Origin of the sequence: Gilvimarinus sp. DA14 (genome assembly GCF_024204685.1) — a bacterium.
Classification (GTDB): Bacteria; Pseudomonadota; Gammaproteobacteria; order Pseudomonadales; family Cellvibrionaceae; genus Gilvimarinus.
Genome location: NZ_CP100350.1, coordinates 3729886 through 3755760 on the forward strand (window position 1 = coordinate 3729886; position 25875 = coordinate 3755760).

The following is a 25875-nucleotide window of genomic DNA, read 5'->3' on the forward strand; positions in this document are numbered from 1 at the left end:
GGAATTGGCCCAATATTGCCCCTGCCTGGTGCGAAAATGGCGTCCACAGCCTGTATTGGCGAATCTTATCTAATGCCAGAGCAAGAGTTATACCAAAAGCCTAAAGAGGCAGGAATTGCGGATTTAGCTGCAACCAGCATCACAGTTTTTGCGTCTGCAGTATCTGGGCGGTGTCGGGCGCTGATTCAGTAAAGGGCAGTGGCTCGGGCGGCGCCTTATTTTGATACACAAAGACATGAGACAATCGCGCTGAGCTTGCGTATATTGCAGCGACAGAAAAATGGCCCTGAGTAAAAAGATGGCCAGAGAGTTCACAGGAGATTCACTGAATGCAAACCCCGGGATTTTTTCGCCGAAATATACGCTGGTTAGCGCCGGTACTCATTATTGTGGTGTCGATAGTGGCGCTGATCGCGCTGGCCTCTATGCGCACCCCGCCGCCCGAGCGCCCGCCGCAAAACGCCGCTGAACTCGTTGAAGTCACAACGTTAAATCCCGGGCCAATGCAGCTGAATGTTCACTCCCAAGGGTTGGTAACGGCCAAATACACTACCGACCTGGTGGCACAGGTAAGCGGCGAGATTGTCTCGCTGGCGCCTGCCTTTGAGCGCGGCGGCATTGTCAAAAAAGGCGAGCTGCTGGCCACCATTGATCCCACCAATTATGAAGTGGCGCTGGAAAACGCCAGGGCCAATCTCGCCAGTGCCGAGGCCGGCCTGGAACAGGAACAGGCGCAGAGCGAAGTGGCCCGGGTAGAGTGGGAAGATATTAACGATCGGCCCGCACCGGCGTTGGGTTTGCGCAAGCCGCAGCTGGCCCAGGCCGAAGCCCAGCTAACGGCGGCCCGCGCTGCGCTCAAGCAGGCCAGCAAAGATTTGGAACGGACCAAAATTATCGCCCCATATGATGCACTGGTGGCGGAGCGCAATATCAGCCTCGGAACCTTCGTCAATGTCGGTACAAACATGGGTCAGGTTATGGATGTGAGTCTGGCCCAGGTGCGTCTGCCCATTGCCGAGTCGGAGTTTCGCTTTTTAGTGGGCGACGGTGTCGGCGCCGAGGTGAATTTACGTTCGGGTGCCAAGCAGTGGCAAGCGCGCATTGTGCGCGGCGAGGGGGTAGTGGACAGCGACACCCGCATGCGCTATCTGGTTGCCGAACTGGCCGATCCTTATCAGCTGCAATCGAATCGCGACGCGAGCAAACTCACCTTTGGTACTTACGTGCAGGCCGAGGTAGAAGGAATTGAAGTGAACAGCGCGGTCACCGTGCCGCGCAGTCTGGTGCGCGATGGGCAGCTGCCGCTGTTCGACAATGGCTCCCTTGAGTTGCGCAAGGTGAATGTGATTCGCGAGCACCAGGGCGAGGCGATCATTGATCGCGGCATAAACGCCGGAGACCGGATGATTAAAACCGCACTGGATTATCCCGTGCCGGGAATGCAGCTGGAAATCCGAGGCGCCGCTAATACCGCAAGCTCGGTGTCGCAAGCATCCAGCGAGGGCTCAGCCGCCGCAACATCACCCGGTGCGGAGGCTGAGTAATGGAAACCGTTGAAGACACGCGCCGCGGCATTATTGCCTGGTTTGCGCGCAACAGCGTAGCGGCCAACCTGTTGATGATTGTGCTGGTCATTATGGGGCTGTTTAGCGCCATGACGATTCGCAAGCAGATGTTTCCGCAGTTGGAAATCAACTGGATCAATATTGACATTACCTACCGGGGCGCCGCACCTCAAGACGTAGAAGAAGGGATTACCATAAAGCTAGAAGAAGCTTTGGCAACGGTGCAGGGCATAGAGCGGCTGATCACCCGCTCCAACCGCGGCGCGGCGAGCGCCAGTATCGAAGTGATGGAAAACTACGACGCCCAGGATGTATTGGATGAAGTCAAAACAGCGGTAGATTCAATTTCCAGTTTTCCCGATGGTATGGAAAGACCACGAATCAGCCGCGCCAAGTTTCGTCAGGAGGTCATGTACGTTTCGCTCTACGGCGATTTGAACAATTTCGATTTGAAGCGCATGGGCGAGGATATTTACAACGAGCTGCGCGCTCTGCCGGATGTCAATATTGTCGAGTACTACAGTGGCGCCAATTACGAAATTGCCATTGAGGTCAGCCGCGACAAACTGCACGAATACGGTTTTACTTTTAACGAAATTGCCCAGGCGGTGCGCAACTGGTCCACCAATCAATCGGCGGGGCAAATTCGCGCCGCCGATGGTTTTATTTCTGTGCGGGTGGAAGACCAGGCCTATATCGGTGAAGAGTTTGAACGCTTGCCGCTGCGCACCCGCGAAGATGGCACCAAGGTGTTGCTGGGGGATGTAGCCAAAGTTAACGACGGCTTTGAAGAAGGCATTAATTACACCAAGCTTAACGGCCACAATGCGGTCACGTTTTTTATCGGCGCCACCAAAGACCAGAGCATTACCGATGTTTCCGACACGGTAAAAAACTACCTGGATGAGCGCAACCAAACCTTGCCCGAAGGCGTGTCGGTAGACCCATGGGTGGATCTTACCTATTACTTAAACGGCCGTTTAAACATGATGCTGAGCAACATGTTTTGGGGCGGCTTGTTAGTGTTTGGCATTCTCGCGTTGTTTTTGCGCATGAAGCTTGCGATGTGGGTCATGCTGGGCCTGCCGGTAAGCTTTTTAGGCGCAATGGCTCTGCTACCGTTAAGCTGGATTGATGTCACCATTAACGTTGCCAGTTTGTTTGCCTTTATTATGGTACTGGGGGTGGTGGTGGACGATGCCATTGTGATTGGTGAAAGCGTCCACAGTGAGGTCGAAGAGCGCGGCCAGAGTATCGACAATGTCATTCGCGGTGCGCAAAAGGTTGCCACTCCGGCCACCTTTGGCGTGCTCACTACCTGCGCGGCTTTTATGCCCATGGTGCTAGAGACGGGCCCGGACGCAGCATTTGCCAATTCTATTGGCTATGTGGTGGTGCTGTGTCTGTTGTTCTCGCTGGTGGAGTCCAAGCTGATTTTGCCGGCTCACCTGGCGCATATGAAGCCGGTAAATCCCAATAGCACCAATGCGCTGGCGCGGGTTCAAAATCGTATTAGCAATACCTTGCAGTGGTTTATTGACCGAGCGTACACCCCAGGGCTTACCTGGTCGCTGCAGTACCGCTACATTGTAATGGCGATTTTTACCGGAGTTATTTTTATTACCGCGGGGATGTTTGCCGCCGGCTTTCTCAAGTTTGTGGGCATGCCCAAGGTGCCGCACGACTTTGCCATTATCAATCTGGAAATGAACCCCAGCGTACCGGAGCAGGCCACCATGGATGCCATGCTCGCCATCGAACAAATGATCAATGAGGTCGAGGCGGATATCGAGCGGGAATTTAACACGCCGATGGTGGAAAAGCTGTTCGTCTCAATGCAAACGCGCACCACGGCGGAAATTCAGGCGAAGTTAGTGGACCCGGAAGAACGCCCCATGGACACCTTTGCTTTGTCAGCGCGCTGGCGCGAAAAAATGCCGCAAATCACTGGCATGAAAAGTATGAACGTCATTGACAGTGTGCAGATGGCCCCCGGTGGTGATGAAGGCGATGTCAGTTTTCGCGTGGTGGGCACTGACCTTGAGCAACTGCGCCAGGCAGCGGCCGATATTCGCGCCGCAATGGGCCGCATAGATGGCGTGTATGAAATTCAAGACAGTGAACAAAAAGGCGTGAAAGAAGCGCGTTTCAGCCTCAAGCCTGTTGCCTTCAGTCTGGGTTTGACCACCGCCGATGTTGCCAACCAGGCAGCGTTCAGTTTGTACGGCATCGAAGCGCAGCGCATTGTGCGCGACGGCGAAGAAATTCGTGTCATGGTGCGCTACCCAGAAAGCGAGCGCAACGCCATTGATGCGGTTAACGAAGTGCTGATCAATACGCCTTCGGGCAGCAAAGTGCCGCTGAAAGAAGTGGCGGACATTACCCTGGTCGACGGCGTGAACCAGATTTATCGCGAGGACGGTAAACGCACCATTACCGTGTGGGCCAACCTCGACTTTTCTACTGTTCAGCCTCTGGCTGTGGCCAATACATTACGCGATGGCGTGTTTAAGGATATTGAACATAAATTTCCGCGCCTGGAGCTGGAAGAGTCTGGCAATTTGCAGGACGAGCGCGAAACTCTATTCAACTTTTTCGTCAACATCGGCACTATCTTGATCATGATCTATGTGTTGTTGGCCTTGCCGCTGCGCTCTTATACTCAGCCGCTGATGATTATGTCGGTTATCCCGTTCGGCGTTATTGGCGCTATTTGGGGCCACATGATTATGGGCTTTGATTTCAGCAGTCTATCGCTGTTCGGTATTTTTGCCGCGATCGGCGTGGTAGTAAACGACTCGCTGGTAATGGTGGATTACGTGAACGGGGCGCGCGAACGCGGAGAGACCTTGCACAATGCGGTATTGCAAGGCGGACGGCGGCGTTTTCGCGCCGTTATCTTGACCTCGCTCACAACATTTATTGGCTTATTGCCGATTATGTTTGAGTCGTCGCTGCAGGCCAAAATTGTCATTCCTATGGCAATCTCCTTGGCTTATGGCGTGTTGTTTGCGACTTTTGTGACCTTGGTGTTGGTGCCAGTGTTGTATTTGGTTATGCACGATTTCGGCACGATCAGGCGCAGAGCCGTGGGCTGGTTTTTACCCTATCGAAAAAATTCTCAGCATTTTTAACAGGAGTTTACGATGAAAGTGTTGTTAATCAGTGGCAGTTTGCGCGAAAGGTCATTAAACACCGCGCTATTGAAAGCCGCGGGCGAGCTGCTGGGCGACAAGGCAACTTGTGAGTGGGCCAGTATAGGCGAAGTGCCGCTGTACAATCAGGATTTGGATGGCGAGGAAAAGCCCGCTGCAGTAACTCGCTTAAAAGCGCAAATAGAAAACGCCGACGCATTGTTGATTGCCTCCCCGGAGTACAATTATGGTATTCCCGGCGTGCTTAAAAACGCTATTGATTGGGTGTCGCGCCCGGCTTTTAAATCGGTCTTGGCGCACAAGAAAACTTTGCTGCTCAGCGCTTCTATGAGTGATATGGGCGGAGTGCGCGCTCAGGGCCAGCTTAAACAGGTGCTGGCCGGAACCTTGACGCCGATATTGCCGGCGCCCGAGTTTGCGGTGGGCAGCGCGCAGAATAAGTTTACCGATGGCACATTAACCGATGACGATACCCGCCAGAAGTTACAGCGTTTGTTGAACGATTTTCTTGCCTGGGTCTAACCCCTTGCCACCTCGTTAACCCCGCTCGGCCAGAGCGCGAATCGCCATGGCCGCGGCGGAGGTTCTGTTCTCAACCCCGAGTTTCTTAAAAATCTGCTCCAGGTGTTTGTTCACTGTGCGTGGGCTCATTTCTAATATTTGCGCAATTTCCCGATTGGTTTTGCCATTGGCAATCCACAATAAAACATCGGCCTCGCGTTGGGTGACGCTAAATTGCTGGCGCAGCAAATCGGTGTGATTTTCGGCACTGGGAGCGTCGGATAAACGCAGCAGATACTCTTTGTTATCCACCAGGGTAAGAAACTCAACCGCCAGAGTTTCACTGCCTTCAATTTTTAGCTTGTGTCCGGTTTGTGGACTGTGGCCCAGCCAGCCTTGCAATTGTTCCCCCAGAGACTGGGTGTCTTCTGCGTGGAGATAGGGCGCTAACAACTGGTGCACACGTGGCGTAGCCCACAAAATGTCCCCCTGCGGGTTACAGGCAAATAAATTCTGCCCCGCGGCGTCCAGCGCCTGGCGCGCGCTCTGGGTCATACGCGCATTGGTTAAATGCACTTGCATGCGGGCGATCAGCTCGGCGGCATTAATAGGCTTGGTAATATAATCGACTCCGCCAGACTTTAAGCCCATCACCACATGTTCGGTATCGGTAAGACCTGTCATAAACACAATGGGTACGTCGATCAGGCGCGGGTTTTCTTTTAGTGTTCGGCAGGTTTCAAAGCCATCCATATTAGGCATGATGGCGTCCATCAAAATAATATCAGGGGTGATATTTTTAGTGATGGTGATCGCTTGTGAGCCTTCCAGGGCAATTAACACCGTCATGTTGGCCTCTTCCAGCACATCGCTGATCATGCGAATGCTGTCCACTGAGTCGTCCACGACGAGTACGACATCTTGTTCGCTGCTAGATTGGTTACTCGCAGTTTTGCTATTGGGCGCTTTCATTGGAGGGTTCCTGAAGCAGGGAAATCAGTAAATCGAATTGGAAATTATCCACGTGGTTAACGGCTTGCTGATAAAACGCGCGGCTGCAACGCTGCTCGCTCATCAGCTGGTTAAGGAGTTTTTTAATACCGCGTTTATGGCCGATAGCGGCCAGGGCGGATATCTCTTGGCACGCTGTGGCATCTGGCAGTGCCACTTTGTCCTCGGTTTTGCTCTCGCCCGGGGCCTCGGCTACTGGCTCGTAGCGCCAGTTTAATTGTAATAAGTTACCAATTTTTTCAAGCAGGGTAGATAGCTTTACCGGTTTAACCACATAGGCGTTGTGGTGGGGCGGGTCGGGTAAGTCCGGGTGGCTTTCGCGGGCGTCGGCGGACACCATAACAATTGGGCAGTCTATATCTGCCTGTCTTAGCTGCGCTGCCAGCTCCCAGCCGCCGAGCCCCGGCATGGAGATATCCAGCATAATCAAATCAGGTTGTAATTCGCGGGCGCGAGCTGCTGCGCTCAACGAGTTGTCCTGGGTGTGTACCTCAAAGCCGAGCGGGGTTAGGGCGGCACTAATAAGGTCGCGGTGGCTGGCCTCGTCGTCTACCACCAGCAGTGAGCGTTGCGGGCCCTCGTAGCCATGTATCTGGCGGCTGCTCTGGCGTGGGTAGTGCACGGGCGATGTGCTGGAGAGCATCAGTGCCAGTTTAAATTCACTGCCTTGGCCGACTTGGCTTTGCAGGCTTAAATCGCCGCCCATAATATCGGTGAGTAAGCGGGTAATGGTTAACCCAAGCCCCGTGCCCGAAGCGGTGCTGCCCGGTCGCTTGACTCGCTCGAAGGGTTGAAAAATTCGCTCTATATTTTCACTGGCGATGCCTTCGCCTGTGTCAGAAATTGTGAACTCAGCCACCTGGGAACGGTAGCGCACTTTAAAAACCACTCGACCGCGTTCGGTGTATTTAATCGCGTTGGACAACAGGTTAATGAGTACCTGACGCAGGCGCTTTTCATCGGTTTTTACGAATTCGGGCAGCCCGGTTAACTGGACAAACTCAAAGGCTAGGCCTTTGCTTTCCGCTTGGGGGCGAAACATATGCACTAACTGTTCGATAAGCTCGGGTAAGCGCACTTGTTCGGTGTGCAAATCCAGGCGGCCCGCTTCGATTTTGGAAATGTCCAGTAAGCCTTCAATGAGGTCCCCCAGGTGTTCGCCGCTGCGACGAATAACGCCAATGGCATCGCGGCGCGCGGGGGGAATGTCGGCGGCTTTTTCCAACAGCTGGGCGTAACCGAGCACGGCATTTAGCGGCGAGCGCAGCTCGTGACTGATGCCCGTCAAGTAGCGACTTTTGGCTTGGTTGGCGGCCTCGGCGACCTCTTTGGCGCGCTGTAGTTCGCGGTCGGTTTGTTCGTGGGCGAGAATCTCTTCGGTCAAAAGCCGTGTTTGGCGCTGAGACTCCTCTTGCGCTACCACGCGACTTTCATGGGCCAGCACGAATAGCCAGCTGACAATACCGGTAATAATCACCAGCAGAAAAAACACTTTCCAGAGCGTAGCGGCGGTGTGAGGTGTGGGCTCTTGAAAGTAAATCAGCGAGAGCAATAAGGCAGAAAAGCCATTAATGACCGCCTGCAACCCCACAAAGTGTCCTAGTCGCGAGTTGATGTTGGGCACCAGCCAGGCTGGCAAAAAGCGCTGCGCTAATTGCTGTAGCTGTTGCCAGTAGCCAGCACCGGGTTTGCAATAGTCGCCGCAGCGGGCGTCCAGCGAGCAGCACAGTGAACAGATGTTGCCCGCATAGGCGGGGCAGTGGGTCATATCTTCGCGTTCGAAGCGGTGCTCGCAAATGCAGCATTCGACCGGCTGGCCATCGGAGTGCGCGCATTCGATATCACTGCTGATAATTTCTCGCGCTAGATAAAACCGCCCGCCGGTTAACCAGGCTATAGCTGGGGCAATAATGAGCGCTGCAAAAAGGGTGATAAAGTGGGCCAGCGCCTGAGCGCCAGCGCCGAGTGTGCCCGAGTAGCAGACCATGCCGACTATGGCCGAAATGATCATTGCACCGCAGCCGACCGGATTGATGTCGTACAGGTGCGAGCGTTTGAACTCAATGTGCTTGGGAGAAAGCCCCAGCGGTTTATTAATCACTAAATCGGCGACCAGACAGCCTACCCAGGCGATGGCGACAATGGCATAAAAGCCCAGGGTTTGTTCCAGCGCTTGGTAAACCCCAAGCTCCATCAATAGGAGCGCAATACCCACATTAAACACCAGCCATACTACGCGCCCGGGGTGGGAATGAGTGAGCCGCGAGAAAAAATTCGACCAGGCGATAGAGCCGGCGTAGGCATTGGTGACGTTAATTTTTAGCTGACACAAGACCACAAAAATACCGGCGATGGCCAGGGCGACCTCGGGGGTTTGGGTAATGTAGCTGAACGCCACCATATACATGCGCGTGGGATCGGCGGCATTTTCCAGGCCGATGCCGTGCTGCAGTGCGAGTACGGCGAGAAAAGAACCCGCCAGCATTTTAATCACACCCACTACAATCCAGCCGGGGCCCGCGGCCATGGCGCATACCCACCAGCGCCTTTTGGTGGTAGCCGTGGGCTGGGGGATAAAACGTAAAAAATCCACTTGCTCGCCAATTTGCGCAATCAACGCAAACATGACTGAGGCGGCAGCACCAAACAGCACCAGGTCGAAATGTCCGTCTGTTTGTAATGGGCTGGTAAAGGCGGTCCAGTCGCTGACAGCACTGGCGTCGGCGTAAATAATGAAAATGAAGGGCGCCAACTGCAACACCAGCCAAATGGGTTGGCTCCAGACCTGAAAGCGGCTGATAAAGGTAATACCGTAAACCACCAGGGGAATGACCAGTGCCGCGCTGATTAAATAGCCAATGGCCAGCGGAATATTAAATAGCAGCTCCAGCGCCATCGCCATAATGGCGGCTTCAAGGGCAAAGAAGATAAACGTAAACGAGGCGTAGATCAGCGAGGTGATGGTGGAGCCGATATAGCCGAACCCTGCGCCCCGGGTTAATAAATCAATGTCCACCCCGTAGCGGGCGGCATAGTAGCTGATGGGAATGCCGGTTAAGAAAATGATAATGCCAACGGCAAAGATGGCCACCACCGCATTGATAAACCCGTAATGCAGTGTGACGGTTGCACCAATCGCTTCCAGTGCCAAAAACGAAATTGCCCCCAAAGCGGTAATTGCGACTCGGGCGGCGCTCCAGCGCCGGGCACTTTTGGCGGTAAAGCGCAGGGCATAGTCTTCCAGCGTTTGGTTGGCAACCCATTGGTTGTAATTGCGGCGGACGCGAAAAATATGCTGCTTAGCGGTCATTCAGTTGCTCGTTCTGCGGTCAGTCGTTTGGTGGGGATGAACCCATTTTTGCGTGTGCATGGTGCGCTGCACTGATCGGGGTGCCGTTTTGGTGCGTGGCGCGCAACTTATCAATGGTCGCTTCCAGACACCACACCCTCTAGCGACTATCCGTGTGGCAACAGGGTGTTGTATTAACAAAAGCCGTACCACTTCGACGCGCGCAGACCTTACGCTGTCGCGACCAGAGCGCGTATGGGGTAAATGACGTATGCCCATGGTGCGATTGGCGAATAGGCCCAGAGGGCGACTTTCCTGAGAATGGATAGCAAGCAACCTGCTCGACTTTGGTTCTTTGAATCAGGTTCTTTGAATCGGGTCGTTTGAATCAGGTTGTCTGAATTTGCTAATCACACGAGGAAAGATCATGGCTACGATGAAACATGCAAGCCAAAGCGGCTTGGGGGGCAAGTTGCCGGGGTTGGTTAAAACCCTGGCGGGCGCTGTGGCTGGCGCGACTATGGCGCTGTCTGCTGTTGTCAACGCAGCACCGGCGACATCTGAAGTGAACACCACAGGCTTGGCGGTGACAGATGACACCGTAACCGTGGGTATCCTGCACTCGGTGACCGGTACCATGGCCATCAGTGAAACGGGTTCGGTACAGGCTGAAAAACTGGCAATTGAGCAAATCAATGCCATGGGTGGTGTGTTAGGTCGTAAGATCGAGTACATCCAGGAAGATGGCGCCAGTGACTGGCCAACCTTTGCGGAAAAATCGCGCAAGCTGTTGGTAAACGATAAGGTCGCCAGCGTATTTGGTTGCTGGACCTCGGCTTCTCGTAAAGCGGTATTGCCAGTGTTTGAGCAGTACAACGGCATGCTGTACTACCCCACCTTCTACGAGGGTCTGGAGCAGTCTCCGAACGTGATCTACACCGGTCAGGAAGCGACCCAGCAGATTTTGGCGGGTATTGACTGGGTAGTGGATGCAAAAGACGCAAAAACTTTCTATCTGCTGGGCTCTGATTACATCTGGCCTCGCACGTCAAACAAAATTGCGCGCAAGCACATCGACAAGCTGGGCCTGAAAGTTGTGGGTGAAGAGTACTACCCACTGGGTCACACACAGTTCAACTCAGTGATCAACAAAATCAAGCTGAAAAAGCCTGACGTTATCTTCGCCTCGGTTGTGGGTGGCTCCAACGTAGCCTTCTACAAGCAGCTGAAAGCCGCCGGTATCGATATGACCGATGAGAAGCCGCTGGTGCTGACCATTTCGGTAACCGAAGATGAAATCCTGGGTATTGGTGGTGAGAACATCGACGGTGCCTACGCATCGATGAAGTACTTCCAAAGCCTGACCAATCAAAACAACCAAGAGTTCGTGAAAGCGTTTAAAGAGCGCTGGGGCGACGACATCGTAATCGGTGACGTAACTCAGGCAGCTTATCTGGGCCCTTGGTTGTGGAAAGCGGCGGTAGAAAAAGCGGGTTCTTTCGACGTGGATAAAGTGCGCGAGGCCTCTCCGGGTATCGAGCTGACTACTGCGCCAGAAGGTTATGTGAAAATTCACCCCAACCATCACCTGTGGTCCAAGACTCGCATCGGCCGCGCCAAAACCGATGGTCAGTATGAGATTGTTTACGAGACTGAAGAGCTGATCGAGCCCGATCCGTTCCCCGAAGGTTATCAATAAGCAACCTTCTCTTACCCGCCGGTTTAGCCGGCGGGTACCTTCCCGGTTTTACCTGGAACCCGTTAGATTTGAGCACGAGGATTGAGCGATGTTCGCCGATTATTCCACCTCTGAATTAATGTCAATTTTTGCCATGCAAGGCTTTGCCGGACTGATTTTGTTTTCGGTATTTGTTCTGATGGCATTGGGGCTGGCCATTATTTTTGGTCAGATGGGTGTTATCAATATGGCGCACGGCGAATTTATGATTCTCGGCGCGTACATTACTTACTTAACGTCAAACGTGTTTGCCGATTATATGCCCGCACTGTTTGGCTCTTACTTTTTTGTCGCCATGATATTGGCCTTTATTGCCGCCGGTGCCCTCGGGATGCTGGTCGAATGGGCAATGATTCGCCACCTCTATCACCGTCCGTTGGATACCTTGCTGGCTACTTGGGGTTTAAGCCTGATCTTGCAGCAGTTGTATCGCACCATTTTTGGCGCCCGTGAAGTGGGTGTTAGCTTGCCGGACTGGTTAATGGGCTCTATTCAGCTCACCGATATTGTCGAAGTACCCATCAACGGTATCTTTGTGATGACCTTGGCCATTGGTATTTCAGTGGGTATTGCCGCGCTGATGTACAAATCTCGCTGGGGTATTCAGGTGCGCTCGGTGGTGCAAAACCGTCCTATGGCAGGTGCTGTCGGTATTAATACCGCGAAAGTTGACCGTCTGACATTTGGTCTAGGGTGCGGTATTGCCGGTGTCGCCGGTAGCGCATTCACCATGATTGGCTCGACCGGTCCGACCTCGGGTCAGCTGTACATTGTTGATACATTCTTAGTCGTTGTCTTTGGTGGAGCTACCAGTTTGCTGGGTACCATCGCCTCGGCGTTTACGATTTCTCAGGCCCAATCCACGATGGAGTTTTTCTTAAGTGGTTCTATGGCCAAAGTTCTTACGCTGCTGTTTGTGGTGTTTATTTTGATGCTGCGTCCGCAGGGTCTGTTCTCGCTGAAAATGCGTAAGTAGGAGGAGCTCATTATGTCTTATGAAGGCTTGCGTTCGCTGTTGCCAAAAAATGACCTCCTCGGCTTTGCTGTACTTGCACTGCTGTTGGTGGTGGTACTGCCGCTGAGTTTGGATATTTTCCGTCTCAATCTGGTAGGTAAATACTTAACCTATGCGTTTGTCGCGCTGGGCCTGGTGTTGTGCTGGGGCTATGGCGGTATTCTGAGTTTGGGGCAGGGCGTGTTCTTCGGTCTTGGCGGTTACGCCATGGCGATGTTTTTAAAGCTTGAGGCATCGTCACCAGAAAACACCGCCATTCAGTCTACCCCGGGTATTCCCGATTTTATGGACTGGAATCAGCTCACTGAGCTGCCCTGGTTCTGGGAGCCCTTCCACAGTCTAGGCTTTACCATTCTCGCGATTGTGCTGGTGCCGAGTATCTTTGCTTACATTATTGGCGTTGCCATGTTTAAGCGCCGTGTGGGTGGAGTGTACTTCGCGATCATCACCCAGGCCGTGGCCGCCATTCTGACTATTTTGATTATTGGTCAGCAGGGCTACACCGGCGGTGTAAACGGTATTACCGATTTACGCACCTTGAAGGGCTGGGACATCCGTACCGACGAAGCCAAGTACGTGTTCTACTTTCTGTGTGTGTTCATGTTGTTTGTCTGCCTGCTTATTGCGCAGTTTGTGCGCAAAAGCAAACTGGGCCGACTACTGGTGGCCATGCGTGAAATGGAAGATCGTGTTCGTTTCTCGGGCTACGACGTTTCCAACTTTAAAATCTTTGTGTTTTGCCTGGGCTCGGCGTTTGCCGCCATTGGCGGTGCTATGTTCACGCTGCAAGTAGGTTTTATGTCGCCTACGTTTGTCGGCATTGTGCCCTCCATTGAAATGGTGATCTTCTGCGCCGTAGGAGGCCGTCTGTCTATTCTCGGTGCGGTGTATGGCACCTTGGTGGTCAACTGGGCAAAAACGACCTTTTCTGAAAGTTTTCCAGAGTTGTGGTTGTTTGCCATGGGCGCGCTGTTTATCGCCGTGGTGATGGCCTTCCCGAACGGCTTGGCTGGCTTGTACAACAAGTACGCTGCCCCTCATGTCGAAAAATTGTTGGGTAAGGTAACCGGTAAATCGAACAACGCAAAAGCAACTGTTGGAACCCAGGGGGTGGCTCATGAGCGCCAGTAATACAGACTTTGTTTTGGCGGTTGAAGGTTTAACCGTCTCCTTTGATGGTTTTAAAGCGGTTAACGATTTGAGCTTTTACGTGGACAAAGACGAAATTCGTGTGATTGTCGGCCCCAATGGGGCCGGTAAAACCACGGTGCTGGATTTGATTTGCGGTCGCACTAAATCCACCGAAGGCTCGATTAAGTTCCGCAATAAAGAACTGACCAAAATGAAAGAGCACCAGATTGTTCGTGCCGGAGTGGGGCGTAAATTCCAAACGCCTTCAATCTACGGTGACTTGACAGTGTTTGAAAATTTGGAAATTTCTTTTCCTCGCGGTCGCTCGGTATTTGGTGCGCTGGCGTTTAAGCGCGATGCCGAAGTGCTGAATCGAGTGAACGAGATTGCCGACATGATCTTTTTGAGCGAGCTGTTGGAGTCGCGCGCCGATCTGCTCAGTCACGGACAAAAACAGTGGCTGGAAATTGGCATGCTGCTGATTCAAGACCCGGAACTTCTGATGCTGGACGAACCTGTTGCGGGCATGTCGGTATCCGAGCGCCGACAAACCGCTGAGCTGTTGCGCCGTATCACCAAAGATCGTTCGGTGATTGTGATTGAGCATGACATGCAGTTTGTGGCAGAGATCGCCGATAAAGTCACGGTATTGCATCAGGGGAAAATTCTCGCCGAAGGCTCTGCCGAAGAAGTGAAAGCTGACCCTAAAGTGATTGAAGTTTATTTGGGCCATTAAGGAGCATCCAATGTTAAATGTATCCGACTATCGTGTCAGTTATGGCCAGAGTGAAATCATTCACGGTATGAACTTTGAGGTTAAGCCCAATGAAATTGTCGCCATTATGGGGCGCAACGGTATGGGTAAAACCACGTTAATGAAATCGCTGATGGGGGTTATTCCCTCTCAGGGCGGTAGCGTGACGCTCGAAGGCAAAGAAGTTTCGGCCATGAAAAGCTATCAGCGTGTGGGGGCGGGTTTTGGCTTTGTGCCCCAGGGGCGGATGATCTTTTCCAGTATGACGGTAAAAGAAAATATCGAGACGGGTTTAACCACCACCAACAAGCGCAGCGTGCCCCGCGATTTGTACGATCTGTTTCCGGTACTTTTGGAAATGCGCAACCGGCGCGGTGGTAATTTATCCGGTGGCCAACAACAACAGTTGGCCATTGCCCGCGCGCTGGCCAGTAATCCGAAAATGCTGCTGCTGGATGAGCCCACCGAAGGTATTCAGCCATCCATTATTCGCGATATGGCGAAAACCCTGAAAGAGATTCGCGATCAGCGCGGCTTGTCCATCGTGGTGTCCGAGCAGGTATTGAGCTTTGCCCTGGATATTGCCGATCGGATTTTGGTGATCGAAAAAGGAGAGATCGTTCACGAGGAGCTTAGGGAGAACGTCGACGAGGCAAAAATTGCCTCTTATCTTTCTGTTTAATCGTTCGAATTACGCTGGAGTTTAGCTATGCGTCACGGTGATATTTCAAGCTCACCCGATACCGTTGGTGTTGCGGTGGTTAATTACAAAATGCCGCGCCTGCACACCAAAGCCGAGGTGCTGGACAACGCACGTAACATTGCCGATATGATTATCGGCATGAAAAAGGGGTTGCCCGGCATGGATTTGGTGGTGTTCCCTGAGTACAGCACCATGGGCATTATGTACGACAACGATGAAATGATGGCTACGGCGGCCACCATTCCCGGTGCCGAAACCGAGATTTTTTCGGCGGCCTGCCGCGAGGCTGATACCTGGGGCGTGTTTTCGCTCACGGGTGAGCAGCATGAAGAGCATCCCAACAAAGCGCCTTATAACACCTTGGTGTTAATCAACAATAAAGGCGAGATTGTGCAAAAGTACCGCAAGTGTATTCCCTGGTGCCCCATTGAGGGTTGGTACCCCGGTGATAAAACCTATGTCACCGAAGGACCCAAGGGCATGAAAATCAGTTTGATTATCTGCGACGACGGCAATTATCCCGAAATCTGGCGCGATTGTGCCATGAAAGGAGCCGAATTAATTGTGCGCTGCCAGGGTTACATGTACCCGGCCAAAGAGCAGCAAATTATGATGGCCAAATCCATGGCCTGGGCCAACAACTGTTATGTGGCGGTGGCGAATGCTTCGGGCTTTGACGGGGTGTATTCTTACTTTGGTCACTCCGCCGTAATTGGGTTTGACGGCCGCACCTTGGGCGAGTGTGGCGAAGAAGATATGGGCGTGCAGTATGCTCAGCTATCGGTGTCGCAAATTCGCGATGCGCGCAAAAACGACCAATCGCAGAATCATCTGTTCAAGCTTTTGCACCGAGGTTACAGCGGTGTGCATGCTTCCGGCGATGGTGACAAAGGCATTGCCGATTGCCCGTTTGATTTTTATCGCTCGTGGGTGATGGATGCAGAACAAACCCAGCGTGATGTCGAGGCCCTGACCCGCGACACGGTAGGCGTTGCGGATTGCCCTGTGGGAAATCTGCCGGTGGGCGAGAAAGAAAAGTCCGTGTAATTCAGGTGAGCCGTGGTATTTATTAACGACTTGCTGGAGGAAAATCAGCGTCAGCGTCGTCCGAGCGGCGGCGCTGGCACAGGTTACCCCAGCCGCTTTCGCTTTGATCTGCAAGCCGGGTGTGATTATTTGCGACAGCACTTAATCGGCCAGGAGACGGTGTGCCAAACTCTTTGTGATGCGCTGGCGGTCATTAAAGCCGATATTGCCGACAACGAGAGACCTCTGTGGTCGGCGCTGTTGGCGGGGCCCACCGGGGTGGGCAAAACCTCCAGCGTAAAACTGATGGCTAAGGTGTTAACGGGGTCGGCCGATGCTTACTGCCGAATTGATATGAACACCCTGTCGCAGTCTCACTATGCAGCCGCGTTATCCGGTGCGCCGCCCGGCTATGTGGGTAGCAAAGAGGGCGTCAGTCTTTTTGATGAGGCGGCCATCAAAGGCGATTTTAGTACGCCAGGTATCGTGCTGTTTGATGAAATTGAAAAAGCCAGCGACGAAGTTATTCTGGCGTTGCTAAATGTGCTGGAAGAGGGCAGGCTAACTCTAACCGGCGCCGGTAAAACCCTGGACTTTCGTAACAGTCTGATTTTCTTTACCACCAACCTCGGATCGTCTTCTCACGCAACTGCACCCGCTTCCAGATTTTGGTCGCGATTTTCTTGGTGTTCACTGCGCTCGGCTTGGAATTCGCTGCGTCTTGGACGGCAAGAAAAGCCTCAAGCGTCGTCTGTGCATGAGGCAATCGAATCGTTTTTCGTGCCAGAATTTTTTAATCGGTTGGACGCTGTGCTGGAGTACCAACCGCTAAGTTCGGACTCTGCCGAACAGATTTTGCACTTGGAGCTTATTCGGCTTAACCGACGCCTGGCAAAAAAATCGTTGCGATTGACGTTAAGTGCGAATGCCTGCAAAAACATCATTGCACAGGGTTTTAATGATCGCTATGGCGCACGTGCGGTGCGACGTGTGGTGCGCGATCAGGTAGAAACGCCCTTGGCGCAGTTTATTTTCTCTGATGCTTTTAGTGTCGAGCCAACATACGCGGCAACACACATAGAAGGCGACTGGACCAATCAATCCATCGCGTTTTCTGTCGTCGCTCCTCGCTAAGCTAATTTCCCGCTACATATTGCCAGGTGCTTCGTCAAGTGTCTGGCTTTCTTGTTTTCGAGTATCCCTCGGACGCTAGTGTTGCAGACGGTACTGCCCCTAATTTATTCACTGGTTTTCTTCGTACATGCGTCATTTGACGTAGGTGCCGGGCAATTTGTCGTATTGGCCGCATAGCTGTGAAAAACCATACTGTTTCCGAGTTCAGACGGCAGCAAATAAGCCTAGCTGTTTACTTTAACCCGGTTCCGCAGGAGTCTCCGTTATGGCAGAAACCATTGTAAAAATCGACTTGAACAAGTCGCCCTATGAAAACGATATGATCCACAACCGCTGGCATCCGGACATTCCTATGGTTGCCACCGTTAAGCCCGGCGATGACTTCATTATGGAGTGCTATGACTGGACCGGTGGACAGATTGAAAACAATGACAGCGCCGACGATGTACGCGACGTTGATTTAACCCAGGTTCACTTTTTGTCGGGCCCTGTGGGCGTTGAAGGCGCCGAGCCTGGCGACCTCTTGGTGGTGGACATTCTGGATATTGGCGCGTTCCAAGAGAGCCAATGGGGCTTTAACGGTTTCTTCTCGAAAAACAACGGTGGAGGCTTCTTAACCGAGCACTTCCCCGAAGCGCAAAAGTCCATCTGGGACTTTAACGGCATGTTCACCAAATCCCGTCATATTCCCGGTGTGGAATTCGCCGGTCTCATTCACCCGGGGCTGATTGGCTGCTTGCCGTCAAAAGAGATGCTGGATACTTGGAACAAACGTGAAAAAGGCCTGTACGACACCGAGCCGGATCGCGTTCCTGCGTTAGCCACCTTACCTTATGCCGACACGGCCCACATGGGACGTTTAAGCGGAGATGCCGCCAAAGAGGCTGCCGCTGAAGGCGCTCGTACCGTGCCACCTCGTGAGCATGGCGGTAACTGCGACATTAAAGATTTGTCGCGCGGCTCGAAAATTTACTTTCCGGTGTACGTTGAAGGCGGCGGCCTGAGTGTGGGGGATTTGCACTTTAGCCAGGGCGACGGTGAGATTACCTTCTGCGGGGCTATTGAAATGGCCGGCTGGATTCACCTGCGAGTGAACCTGGTAAAAGGCGGCATGGAGAAATACGGCATTAAAAACCCGATCTTCAAGCCCAGCCCCATTACTCCGAAATACGATGACTACATTATTTTTGAAGGTATCTCGGTGGATGAATATGGCGAGCAGCATTACCTGGATGTGCATGTCGCTTACCGTCAGGCATGCTTGAACGCTATCGAATTCTTAACCAAGTTTGGCTACAGCAAAGCACAAAGCTACGCCATCTTAGGATGTGCACCGGTACAGGGGCATATCAGCGGGGTGGTGGATATACCCAATGCCTGTGCCACTTTGTGGTTGCCGAATGAGATCTTTGATATCGACCTTAACCCAACCGCTGACGGCCCTACCGTAAAAGTTGAGAACACGGTGGATATTCCTAAGTCACCCGATAAGGAGTAATGAGCTATGCCGGTTTACGATTATCGCTGTAAAGACCACGGCGTATTCAGTGACCTGGCCACCATGGACAAGAGCGCGGACCCCGCGCCTTGCCCAGTGTGCGCTGCAAGCTGTGCCCGGGTGATTATGGTGTCACCTAAGCTATTGGATATGGCGCCCGCTAATCGAGAAGCGCACGCGCGTAATGAAAAGTCTCGCGACAAGCCGACCTTTTCCACCCCGGAATCAAGGGCAGAGCAGTTGGCTCGACGCGAACACAAGCATGGCAAAGGCTGCGGCTGTGGCGACAAGCCGATCCGGCAGTCTCATGTGGTCTATACCGCAGACGGCTCCAAGGTGTTTCCATCCGCACGGCCGTGGATGATCAGCCATTGACGGTTTGAATCAAACCTTGGCGTCTATCAGCAAGATGCAGTATTTCCGTTTGTTTGAGGGTTTGGGAGGCTTCGGCCTCCCTTTTTTTTGGCGCAATTTTTAGTGTTTACATTTGTTTACGTTTGGTGTGCATCCAGTGTCACCTGTGTGGCGTATAAAATCGCACGCCGCTCATTTACCTACACCCGGAGTCTTTATGTCAGGCAGTTATAACCTTTCGCTGGTTTTTGCATCCTATTGTGTTGCGGTCATTGCCGCTTACACCGCCATCTATTTCGGCACTCGCTTATTCACTATCGAAGGTCCCGCCCGTAAGTTCTGGTTGTGGATTGGCGCTGTGTGCCTCGGTACTGGAATCTGGTCTATGCATTTTGTGGGTATGAGTGCCTACACCATGCCCATGAATATGGAAATGAGTTTTAGCCTGCCGCTCACGGTCGCTTCTTGGATTCCGGCGGTCTTGGCCTCGGCGCTGGCACTGACGGTAATTACCCGGCCAACGGTTAAAGTGCTAAGTATTGTCTCCAGCGCCATCATTATGGGTGCCGGTATTTCAGCCATGCACTATGGCGGTATGTACGCGATGCAAATGACTCCGGCCATTCAATACGATCAACTTATCGTTGCTATTTCCGTGCTGATTGCTGTGGTTGCCTCGGGGGCGGCGCTGGTTATTTGTCGCCAGGTCAGGGTAGTGCCCGCCAAATATGCACTGGCGACGAAAACCGCTGCGGCCCTGGTTATGGGCGCGGCTATTTGCGGCATGCACTACACGGGCATGGCCGCGGCCAGTTATCCCATGGGCGCGGAAATGGCCGGCAGTAATGCCCTGCGAGGCCAATGGATGGGTATCCCCACCGCGATTGTCGCCAGCGTTTTCTTGCTGGTGGCGCTGATTGTGGCCTACCAGGATTTTCGCCAGGCCGAGCGCGAGCGCCACGAGCAACAAGAGCGTCAGCAACAAATTCACAGTGCGGCCTTTGAAGACCCGGTGACCGGGCTTGGTAATCGCAGTGAGTTTGAACGCCATCTGATGCAGCGTATTGCCGGCGCAAACCACAGTCGCTTTACTCTCGTCAGTTTTGAGCTGGTGCAATTTCGCGAGCTGCAAAATCTGGAAGGCGATGCGGCGGCGGATACCTTGGTTAAGACTTTTGCGTCTGTGCTGGGGGCAAGACTGGGTCAAAATACTACTCTTGCCCGCTATTCCAGTAGCAGTTTTATCGCCTTGACCGCTCAGCATTCCAGTGCTCAGTTGGAAGCCTTGGCCGCGGCTATCCGCAATGATCTGGCGGGGCGTGACTATTTACAGCGCTTTGGTCAGTGGCGCATGGGTTATAGCCACTACCCGGAATCGGCCAGCAATAGTCGCTTGCTGGTACGCGAGGCGCAGCGGGCTAAATACAGCTTCGATTACAGCACTGACGCCGCTTCCGCCGAGATCGCCTGATCCAGCAGTGCGGGGCATAATCGTGTATACTCCGCCCACATTTTAGTCAACAGGTGTCAGGTTTTGATCACAAAGCTGTTTAAGAAGATGGTGGGCGGAGACGAAAAACCCACCGCGCAAGAATCTGCAAAGAAACCCAAATCGCAAGCGACAGGCGGTGGCGAAAAAGGCCAGGGCAAAAATTCGCGCGGCGATAAAGCGGCTAAATCGAACAAGAACAAGGGCCGTGGCGGCAAGAAAAAGCAGAGCGGACCGGACCAGGCTAAATCAGACAAAGCGGCTGCGGGGCAATCTGCAGCAGACAAGCCTAAATCGAAAAAACCTAATAAAGCTAAAAAGAACAAGCCAAAAAAAGCGCAGCCTAAAGCCCCCTGGGATATCAGCCAATTTCCGGTGCCTGAAGTGGAGGGCAAAACCCGCTTTCACGACCTTGCACTGGAAAACGATCTAATGCACGCCATTGCCGATTGCGGCTTTGAGTACTGCTCACCTATTCAGGCGCAATCCTTGCCCTACGCCCTAACTGGCCGCGATGTGGTGGGTAAGGCGCAGACGGGTACCGGTAAAACCGCCGCCTTCTTAACCGCCATCATCGATGATTTGCTCAAGCACCAACTGACCGAAGAACGCTTCGCCGGTGAGGCTCGCGCTCTGGTGATCGCGCCGACTCGCGAGCTGGTAATGCAAATTGCCGACGATGCCAAAGCGCTGTGCAAACATACGGAGTTGGAAATTCATACCCTGGTCGGTGGTATGGACTACACCAAGCAGCAGCGTCGTTTGCACGACAAGCTGGTGGATATACTGGTAGCCACACCCGGTCGTTTGCTGGATTTTTGCCGCAATAAAGATGTTTATCTGGACCAACTGGAAATTCTGGTGATCGACGAAGCCGACCGTATGCTGGATATGGGGTTTATTCCCCAAGTGCGGCAAATTGTTCGCCAGACACCCAAACGCGAAGATCGCCAGACCCTGTTTTTCTCGGCGACTTTCACCGATGAAGTGCATCGGCTGGTAGAGCAGTGGACCGATAACCCGGTTACGGTTGAGATCGCGCCGGAAAGTGTCGCCACCGACACCGTAGAACAGCATGTTTATTTGGCCAGTACCGACGAAAAATACACCTTGTTGTACAACCTGATTCAGGACGCCGAGGTGGAGAGCATGATTGTGTTCGCCAATCGTCGTGATGAGTGCCGCCGCCTGGAAGACAAGTTACAGCGCCACGGCATTCGGGTGGGCTTGCTCTCGGGTGAAATTGCACAGAACAAACGAGTCTCTACCCTCAAAGCTTTTAAAGAGGGTGACCTAAAAGTATTGGTAGCAACTGATGTGGCTGGGCGAGGTATTCACATTGATGGCATCAGTCATGTGGTTAACTTCACCTTGCCCGAAGAGCCCGAAGATTACGTGCACCGCATTGGTCGCACCGGTCGGGCGGGCAAGTCGGGTACGTCTATCAGCTTTGCCTGTGAAGATGACGCTTTCCGTTTGATGCCGATCGAAGAGCTGTTGGGGCGTCCCCTGCGCTGTGAGCAACCACCGCAGGACTTACTGTTAGAAACACCGCCTATGGCGCCGGCCAAGCCCAAGCCGCGCGGCGAGCAAAACCAGCGTCGCGGCGGACGCGGGCGAGGCGGTCAGCGTTCGGGGCAACGTCGGTCTTAACGAATCTTTCTTTACAAGGGCGGCGGCTGCGCCGTGCGCCCTGCGGGCTTTTCTGCTAACGTTGCGCTTTTATTAAAACGCAGACGATAACAGGCTCCGATGCTGGATAATTCCAATCGCGTCCGCCACCCTTGGCTAGCGGCGCTTGATAACTACCGCGATCTGCGACTGCTGTATATTTTCTTGCTGGGCTGCTCGTCCGGTTTTCCCTTCGTTCTTATTGGTTCTAATTTAAGCGGTTGGCTAACGGACAGTGGTATCGCCCGCGCGCAGGTGGGTTTGCTGTATTCGGTGTTTGCGGTCTACGCCATCAATTTTCTTTGGGCGCCACTATTGGACCGCATTCAGCTGCCGGGTATTTGCCGTTTGCTGGGTTTGCGGCGCGGTTGGATCTTTACCCTGCAGGCAATCATGCTACTCGCGACCGTGGTTTTAGCCTCGCTTGATCCGAACCACGATCTGTTTGTGTTGTCCTTACTGGCGCTGCTAATTGCCACCTGTTCGGCCACTCACGATATCGCGATTGATGCCTACCGCATTGACATCATCGGCAAAGATGCCGGCAAGGTGCCGGCGGCTTCGGCAGTCAGTATTGTCGGCTGGTGGACTGGCTACTCGCTCCCCGGCTATCTGGCGTTTGCCAATGCAGACTCGGTGGGGTGGGCCGGAGTGTATGCCTGGATGGCGGTGATACTCGGGGTGTTAATGGTATTTACCCTGGTAGTGAGGGAGCCTGCGAGCGACCGTCAGGCTTTACAGCAGCAGGCGCAGTTGCGGTATCAGGGCATGTTGGACGCGGGCAATTCCCCCTGGGGGCGGGCGCTGGTCTGGCTGACGGTGACGGTAGTGGAGCCCTTTGCCGAATTTTTTCGTCGCAACGGTGTACGCCTGGCGCTCGCGATTTTGTTGTTTGTGTTTTTGTTCAAGATTGGTGAGGCCTTTTTAGGGCGGATGTCTATCGTGTTTTACCGCGAGATTGGCTACTCCAATGAGCAGATCGCCCACTACTCCAAACTCGTGGGGTGGGGGCTGACCATTGTCTTTACCCTGCTGGGCAGCACCATTAACATTCGCTACGGTATTGTGCGCGGTCTGTTTATTGGCGGTGTCGCCATGGCCGCGAGCAATTTAATGTTCGCCTGGATTGCCTTGGCCGGGCCCAAAGAGAACTTATTTTTAGCCGCCATTGTGGTGGACAACTTTTGCGCTGCCTTTTCTACCGTGGCGTTTGTGTCGCTGCTTACGTGGTTGACGGGCAGGGCTTTCTCGGGGGCTCAGTATGCGCTTTTGGCATCACTCGGCAGTCTAGGGCGCACGACCCTGGCCTCGGGCAGTGGTTTTTTAGTGGATGCCTTGCATGGCAATTGGGCGTTGTTTTTTGTTCTGACGGCGCTGATGGTGATACCTGGTCTGGTGCTTTTAGTGTTTATCGGTAAAAAGTTGCGCGATTAACCGCGGTATTGGCAGTGCCTTAATAAGCTCGCGCCTTGCCTATGAATACCTTCGGCCGCCAGACGGTCGAGCTGGCGTTGGCCACCGCTATCAAGTGGCAGAGAGATGCGCCCGGCGGCGTTGACCACCCGGTGCCAGGGCAGTGTTGAGTCCGTGGGCAGTTCTCTTAACAGACGACCTGCCCAGCGCGCGGCCCCCGGCCGACCGGCCAGGCGGGCCAGCTGACCGTAGGTGACAACCTGACCTTCAGGAACATGGGCGAGCGCGGTGTAGAGCGCTTGGGCTGAATCAGAATTGGGCATGGATAGCTCTGGTCAATTACTAGAGTAATTATGAGACGGTTAATAGCATACAGTTTACTGCTTTTGCTCTGCTGGTTTCCCGGCGCTCGGGCCGGCGTGGTCGAGCTGTTTAACGGCGATCGGCTGGAAGGGGATTTTGTGCGTCTGGAGGGCGACAAATTGGTGTGGGCCTCGGGCAATTTCGGTGAGGTTAAAATAGATCGCAGTAAAATTAAAAATATGACCACCACCATGCCGATGAAAATCAGCGGCAGTGACACGCCCTGCTTGATTGACGGCATGAAACAGGAGTACCTGTTTTACACCTGCGGAGGGGACCCGGATCAGCGCAGCGCACCTTTGGCGGCGTTAGAAATCATGCTTCCGTTCGAAAGTCACATTGAAGGCGAGTACACCCTCAAAGGCAAATTCAGTCTGTCGGGCTTTTACGCCGAGGGTAACGACGTGCGCCGGGATATAAAATCCAAGGCCACTACTGAGTATCGCCGCAGTGAGTTTCGTCATAATGGCTCATTGGAGTACGCCAGTTATTCATCGGATAACGAGGCGCCGGATGAAATCTGGGCCGCTCGCTATATTGTCGACTGGTTTTTTCGCGAGCGCTGGTTCTGGAACAATGATATTTCTTTCGGTGCGGACGAGTCGCGCGCGGTGCAGCGCTACTCTCAAATTGGTAGCGGTACCGGTTTTCAGGTGTGGGAAAGCAGCGAGCGTGCCCTGGCCTTTACCGCCGGTTTAAGTTATCTGAATGAGCGCTATGAGATACCGGAGGAGCCGGAGGATGATTTTGAAAGAGTTAACGAGCGCTTTGCCGGCCGCCTGGGGACCAACTTTCGCTATAAACTTCCCCTGGGAATTTCCTTTTTTCACGAAAATGAATTGTTTCAGTCGCTGGAAGACAGTAACGACTGGCGTCTGGTAACTAATACCGGGGTGAGCACCTTAATAGCCGGGGAACTGTACTCCGAGCTGAAAGTCGATTACAACGTCGACAATGAGCCCCAGCCCGATAAAACCCGAGAAGACACCCGAGTACTCGTGGGTGTCAGTTACGAATGGTGAGTGAATGCCTGTATTCTTAGTCTTGTTTATTGTTATTCCTCTGATAGAAATCGCCCTGTTTATTCAGGTGGGGGATGAAATTGGTGTGCTCGCCACCGTGGGGCTGATTATCCTCACCGCTGTTATCGGCGTCGCATTACTGCGCTGGCAGGGGGTTGCAACCTTGTTGCGGGCGCGCAGCCGCATGGCCAGCGGCGAGCTGCCAGCGCGGGAAATGATCGAAGGGGTGATGCTGGCCATTGCCGGCGCCTTTTTGCTGACGCCCGGCTTTTTCACCGACACCCTGGGCTTTTTACTTCTGATCCCGATGAGTCGGCGCTGGATTATTCACACCTGGGGCGACAAGATTAAAGTCCAGGGCGCGTCACAGCGGGGAGCTTTTTACCGCGCCTCTGAAGATGAACACACCTTTGAAGGTGAGTACCGCCGCACCGATAGCACCAACCCCACTGATAGAGAGTTGCCTAAAAAGTAGCCAGTCGGCCCCTGCGTGGAGCGATATTGCGCTCCCAAAGCAAAAAAGTGAATTTTTTTCGCCTCTGCCTATTGAAAAGAGCGCGTCTAGCCCCACCTTCTCTCCAAGCTGATCGGCCCTCGGCCGTGATACAGAATTTTTGCTTTGGGCTCAGGCCCTTAGCAAAATCCCGGTACGCCGGGTTTTTAACATTGATAAGCATATCAACCTGCTAGTTGGAGATTACTATCCATGAATATTCGTCCTTTACACGATCGCGTTGTGGTTCGCCGCAAGGAAGAAGAGGAAAAAACCGCCGGTGGTATCGTTCTGCCGGGTTCGGCCAAGGAAAAGCCCAATCAGGGTGAAGTCGTTGCCGTAGGCAATGGCCGTGTGCTGGATAACGGTGAAGTTCGCGCTGTAGATGTAAAAGTGGGTGACGTTGTGGTTTTCGGTAAGTACGCCGGTAGTGACACCATTGAAATCGACGGTGAAGAACTGGTGATTCTGAGCGAGAGCGACATTAAGGCCGTGTTGTCTTAATCCCCCTTATTTCTTGTATTGTTGAACGAATTATTGGAAGGAATTG

The 25875-nt window shown here is 53.3% G+C and carries 21 protein-coding genes; 18 read left to right on the top strand and 3 right to left on the bottom strand.

The features are described 5' to 3' along the window. Positions 1 to 329 precede the first annotated feature (329 nt). Genes NHM04_RS16310 through NHM04_RS16320 form a run of 3 tightly spaced genes read left to right on the top strand, consistent with a single transcriptional unit; the run spans position 330 to position 5242 of the window. Positions 330 to 1544 (top strand): efflux RND transporter periplasmic adaptor subunit, encoded by a 1215-nt coding sequence (locus NHM04_RS16310; protein WP_254264815.1) that lies wholly within the window; start codon positions 330 to 332, stop codon positions 1542 to 1544. Further along, positions 1544 to 4699, top strand: a complete 3156-nt coding sequence (locus tag NHM04_RS16315) for an efflux RND transporter permease subunit (RefSeq protein ID WP_254264816.1) — start codon at positions 1544 to 1546, stop codon at positions 4697 to 4699. The genes NHM04_RS16310 and NHM04_RS16315 overlap by 1 nt, the downstream gene beginning before the upstream one ends. 12 nt (positions 4700 to 4711) lie before the next feature. Continuing rightward, positions 4712 to 5242: an NADPH-dependent FMN reductase gene (locus tag NHM04_RS16320; RefSeq protein ID WP_254264817.1), complete on the top strand. Its 531-nt coding sequence runs from the start codon at positions 4712 to 4714 to the stop codon at positions 5240 to 5242. Between the two features lie 15 nt (positions 5243 to 5257). Here NHM04_RS16320 and NHM04_RS16325 read toward each other — a convergent pair whose 3' ends face one another. Both NHM04_RS16325 and NHM04_RS16330 read right to left on the bottom strand, forming a co-directional pair. Beyond that, the gene (locus tag NHM04_RS16325; RefSeq protein ID WP_254264818.1) at positions 5258 to 6193 is read right to left on the bottom strand and encodes a DNA-binding response regulator; all 936 of its coding nucleotides are present in this window, start codon (positions 6191 to 6193) and stop codon (positions 5258 to 5260) included. Next, positions 6177 to 9542 (bottom strand): ATP-binding protein, encoded by a 3366-nt coding sequence (locus tag NHM04_RS16330; RefSeq protein ID WP_254264819.1) that lies wholly within the window; start codon positions 9540 to 9542, stop codon positions 6177 to 6179. The genes NHM04_RS16325 and NHM04_RS16330 overlap by 17 nt, the downstream gene beginning before the upstream one ends. Before the next feature lie 499 nt (positions 9543 to 10041). On the opposite strand from NHM04_RS16330, the gene urtA reads away from it, so the two are divergent. From urtA to NHM04_RS16390, 12 genes are all read left to right on the top strand, one after another. Further along, complete coding sequence (gene urtA, locus NHM04_RS16335; RefSeq protein WP_254266657.1) at positions 10042 to 11220, top strand: urea ABC transporter substrate-binding protein; 1179 nt, start codon at positions 10042 to 10044, stop codon at positions 11218 to 11220. Between the two features lie 88 nt (positions 11221 to 11308). Next, positions 11309 to 12235 (top strand): urea ABC transporter permease subunit UrtB, encoded by a 927-nt coding sequence (urtB, locus tag NHM04_RS16340; protein WP_020208382.1) that lies wholly within the window; start codon positions 11309 to 11311, stop codon positions 12233 to 12235. A gap of 12 nt (positions 12236 to 12247) precedes the next feature. After that, positions 12248 to 13405 (top strand): urea ABC transporter permease subunit UrtC, encoded by a 1158-nt coding sequence (gene urtC / locus NHM04_RS16345; RefSeq protein ID WP_254264820.1) that lies wholly within the window; start codon positions 12248 to 12250, stop codon positions 13403 to 13405. Beyond that, positions 13392 to 14141 carry an urea ABC transporter ATP-binding protein UrtD gene (gene urtD / locus NHM04_RS16350; protein ID WP_020208384.1) on the top strand — a complete coding sequence of 250 codons (750 nt, stop codon included), beginning with the start codon at positions 13392 to 13394 and terminating at the stop codon, positions 14139 to 14141. Before urtC ends, urtD begins: the two co-directional genes overlap by 14 nt. A gap of 10 nt (positions 14142 to 14151) precedes the next feature. Further along, positions 14152 to 14841: an urea ABC transporter ATP-binding subunit UrtE gene (gene urtE, locus NHM04_RS16355; RefSeq protein WP_254264821.1), complete on the top strand. Its 690-nt coding sequence runs from the start codon at positions 14152 to 14154 to the stop codon at positions 14839 to 14841. Between the two features lie 27 nt (positions 14842 to 14868). Continuing rightward, positions 14869 to 15909 (top strand): aliphatic amidase, encoded by a 1041-nt coding sequence (locus NHM04_RS16360; protein ID WP_254264822.1) that lies wholly within the window; start codon positions 14869 to 14871, stop codon positions 15907 to 15909. Between the two features lie 12 nt (positions 15910 to 15921). Then, the gene (locus NHM04_RS16365) at positions 15922 to 17022 is read left to right on the top strand and encodes an AAA family ATPase (protein WP_254264823.1); all 1101 of its coding nucleotides are present in this window, start codon (positions 15922 to 15924) and stop codon (positions 17020 to 17022) included. A gap of 265 nt (positions 17023 to 17287) precedes the next feature. Further along, positions 17288 to 18520 (top strand): formamidase, encoded by a 1233-nt coding sequence (fmdA, locus tag NHM04_RS16370; protein WP_254264824.1) that lies wholly within the window; start codon positions 17288 to 17290, stop codon positions 18518 to 18520. Between the two features lie 6 nt (positions 18521 to 18526). Next, on the top strand, positions 18527 to 18895 hold the full coding sequence (locus NHM04_RS16375; protein ID WP_254264825.1) for a zinc ribbon domain-containing protein: 369 nt from the start codon (positions 18527 to 18529) through the stop codon (positions 18893 to 18895). A gap of 196 nt (positions 18896 to 19091) precedes the next feature. Continuing rightward, positions 19092 to 20345 (top strand): MHYT domain-containing protein, encoded by a 1254-nt coding sequence (locus NHM04_RS16380; protein WP_254264826.1) that lies wholly within the window; start codon positions 19092 to 19094, stop codon positions 20343 to 20345. Positions 20346 to 20432: 87 nt separating this feature from the next. Beyond that, complete coding sequence (gene rhlB / locus NHM04_RS16385) at positions 20433 to 22016, top strand: ATP-dependent RNA helicase RhlB (RefSeq protein WP_254266658.1); 1584 nt, start codon at positions 20433 to 20435, stop codon at positions 22014 to 22016. Between the two features lie 99 nt (positions 22017 to 22115). Beyond that, the gene (locus NHM04_RS16390) at positions 22116 to 23468 is read left to right on the top strand and encodes an MFS transporter (RefSeq protein WP_254264827.1); all 1353 of its coding nucleotides are present in this window, start codon (positions 22116 to 22118) and stop codon (positions 23466 to 23468) included. Here NHM04_RS16390 and NHM04_RS16395 read toward each other — a convergent pair. Continuing rightward, on the bottom strand, positions 23465 to 23770 hold the full coding sequence (locus tag NHM04_RS16395) for an MGMT family protein (protein ID WP_254264828.1): 306 nt from the start codon (positions 23768 to 23770) through the stop codon (positions 23465 to 23467). The genes NHM04_RS16390 and NHM04_RS16395 overlap by 4 nt on opposite strands. 30 nt (positions 23771 to 23800) lie before the next feature. On the opposite strand from NHM04_RS16395, the gene NHM04_RS16400 reads away from it, so the two are divergent. The 3 genes from NHM04_RS16400 (at position 23801) to groES (ending at position 25829) form a co-directional block, all read left to right on the top strand. Then, a complete protein-coding gene (locus NHM04_RS16400) occupies positions 23801 to 24832 on the top strand; it encodes a DUF481 domain-containing protein (RefSeq protein WP_254264829.1) in 1032 nt (343 codons plus the stop codon). A 4-nt stretch (positions 24833 to 24836) separates the two neighbouring features. After that, complete coding sequence (locus tag NHM04_RS16405; RefSeq protein ID WP_254264830.1) at positions 24837 to 25307, top strand: FxsA family protein; 471 nt, start codon at positions 24837 to 24839, stop codon at positions 25305 to 25307. A 231-nt stretch (positions 25308 to 25538) separates the two neighbouring features. Further along, on the top strand, positions 25539 to 25829 hold the full coding sequence (gene groES / locus NHM04_RS16410) for a co-chaperone GroES (RefSeq protein WP_254264831.1): 291 nt from the start codon (positions 25539 to 25541) through the stop codon (positions 25827 to 25829). Positions 25830 to 25875: the final 46 nt, after the last annotated feature.

Coding starts and splice junctions, on each gene's coding strand:
- NHM04_RS16315 (WP_254264816.1), top strand. CDS start 1,544: ATGGAAACCGTTGAAGACACGCGCCGCGGCATTATTGCCTGGTTTGCG.
- NHM04_RS16330 (WP_254264819.1), bottom strand. CDS start 9,542: ATGACCGCTAAGCAGCATATTTTTCGCGTCCGCCGCAATTACAACCAA.
- NHM04_RS16390 (WP_254264827.1), top strand. CDS start 22,116: ATGCTGGATAATTCCAATCGCGTCCGCCACCCTTGGCTAGCGGCGCTT.
- NHM04_RS16375 (WP_254264825.1), top strand. CDS start 18,527: ATGCCGGTTTACGATTATCGCTGTAAAGACCACGGCGTATTCAGTGAC.
- urtA (WP_254266657.1), top strand. CDS start 10,042: ATGGCGCTGTCTGCTGTTGTCAACGCAGCACCGGCGACATCTGAAGTG.
- NHM04_RS16320 (WP_254264817.1), top strand. CDS start 4,712: ATGAAAGTGTTGTTAATCAGTGGCAGTTTGCGCGAAAGGTCATTAAAC.
- urtB (WP_020208382.1), top strand. CDS start 11,309: ATGTTCGCCGATTATTCCACCTCTGAATTAATGTCAATTTTTGCCATG.
- NHM04_RS16395 (WP_254264828.1), bottom strand. CDS start 23,770: ATGCCCAATTCTGATTCAGCCCAAGCGCTCTACACCGCGCTCGCCCAT.
- urtD (WP_020208384.1), top strand. CDS start 13,392: ATGAGCGCCAGTAATACAGACTTTGTTTTGGCGGTTGAAGGTTTAACC.
- urtC (WP_254264820.1), top strand. CDS start 12,248: ATGTCTTATGAAGGCTTGCGTTCGCTGTTGCCAAAAAATGACCTCCTC.
- groES (WP_254264831.1), top strand. CDS start 25,539: ATGAATATTCGTCCTTTACACGATCGCGTTGTGGTTCGCCGCAAGGAA.
- rhlB (WP_254266658.1), top strand. CDS start 20,433: ATGGTGGGCGGAGACGAAAAACCCACCGCGCAAGAATCTGCAAAGAAA.
- NHM04_RS16360 (WP_254264822.1), top strand. CDS start 14,869: ATGCGTCACGGTGATATTTCAAGCTCACCCGATACCGTTGGTGTTGCG.
- urtE (WP_254264821.1), top strand. CDS start 14,152: ATGTTAAATGTATCCGACTATCGTGTCAGTTATGGCCAGAGTGAAATC.
- NHM04_RS16310 (WP_254264815.1), top strand. CDS start 330: ATGCAAACCCCGGGATTTTTTCGCCGAAATATACGCTGGTTAGCGCCG.
- NHM04_RS16400 (WP_254264829.1), top strand. CDS start 23,801: ATGAGACGGTTAATAGCATACAGTTTACTGCTTTTGCTCTGCTGGTTT.
- fmdA (WP_254264824.1), top strand. CDS start 17,288: ATGGCAGAAACCATTGTAAAAATCGACTTGAACAAGTCGCCCTATGAA.
- NHM04_RS16405 (WP_254264830.1), top strand. CDS start 24,837: ATGCCTGTATTCTTAGTCTTGTTTATTGTTATTCCTCTGATAGAAATC.
- NHM04_RS16325 (WP_254264818.1), bottom strand. CDS start 6,193: ATGAAAGCGCCCAATAGCAAAACTGCGAGTAACCAATCTAGCAGCGAA.
- NHM04_RS16380 (WP_254264826.1), top strand. CDS start 19,092: ATGTCAGGCAGTTATAACCTTTCGCTGGTTTTTGCATCCTATTGTGTT.